General features: G+C 59.5%; 2 protein-coding genes. Both read left to right on the plus strand.

Annotated features, from left to right (window positions below; all coding sequences use genetic code 11):
* A partial coding sequence (locus tag BZK31_RS28935; protein ID WP_102136537.1) for a putative antibiotic biosynthesis monooxygenase occupies nucleotides 1-404 on the plus strand: 404 nt, incomplete at its 5' end.
* A gap of 255 nt (nucleotides 405-659) precedes the next feature.
* Nucleotides 660-1,113 (plus strand): SDR family NAD(P)-dependent oxidoreductase (locus BZK31_RS28940; protein ID WP_157900854.1); only part of this gene is annotated, 454 nt, incomplete at its 3' end.

Consider the following 1,113-nt stretch of genomic DNA (forward strand, 5'->3'; position numbering starts at 1 on the left):
TCATTTTCCGCTTTGCCGACGAGCAGACCATGCACGCCTGGGAGCATTCCGCGTCCCGACGCTCCTGGCTGGTGCGTGGCAGCGGTCTGTTTGCGCAACCTTCCGAGCATCGTGTGAGCGGCATCGACGGCTGGTTCGGCGCTGTCGATCAACGCCCGCCACGCTGGAAACAGGCTGTCGCCATCTGGCTGGCATTCTTTCCGGTTTCGCTGATCTTCAATTTCCTGCTCGGCCCCCTGCTCAATCATCTGGACCTGCTGCCGCGCATCATGATCAGCACAGCGGTGCTGACCCCCCTGATGGTCTATCTGTTCATCCCGCTGTCCACCCGGCTGCTGGCGCCCTGGCTACAAAGCTCGCCTGTCTCGACAACGCGCCGGACGCAGTCCGCATCGTCGCGCTGACTGTGTGACAAGACCTGTACAAAACAGCTCAAGCGGTACAGGTCTTGCTCACGCACAACAATCGGTTGAGCTCAGGCCTTGTCTGACTCCGGGAGAATTTCTGGCTCGTCCAAAGTGAGTTTCATGGTGATCAGGGTTGTACAAAAAAAATCTCTGGTATAAGTTTGCTGTCAGCCTGTCCAACAATTTGAAGCGAATTCATTTCCGGACTGAATTGCCGACAGCCCTCTTACCGACCCGATGCGTGAACTGCCGATGGACTTTTCTTCTGCACCGATCCTGATCACCGGCGCCAGCCAGCGTGTGGGTCTGCATTGCGCACAGCGTCTGCTGGCGCAAGGGCAGCCTGTCATCGTCAGCTATCGCAGCGAGCGGCCCGCCGTGGAGGATCTGCGTCGTGCCGGTGCGCTCGCGCTTCAGGGCGACTTCTCCAGCGAAGCGGGCATCATGGCGTTCATCGCTGAACTGAAAAACCATACGCACGGCCTGCGCGCCATCGTGCACAACGCCTCCGAATGGCTGGCAGAAACGCCGGGCGAGGAAGCGGATCAGTTCACCCGGATGTTCAGCGTTCACATGCTTGCGCCCTACCTGATCAACCTGCACTGCGCACCACTGCTGCACGCCAGCGAGGTGGCCGACATCGTTCATATCAGCGATGACGTCACGCGCAAAGGCAGCAGCAAGCACATCGCGTATTGCGCCAGCA

Origin of the sequence: Pseudomonas floridensis, from assembly GCF_002087235.1 — a bacterium.
In the GTDB taxonomy this organism is placed as follows: Bacteria; Pseudomonadota; Gammaproteobacteria; order Pseudomonadales; family Pseudomonadaceae; genus Aquipseudomonas; species Aquipseudomonas floridensis.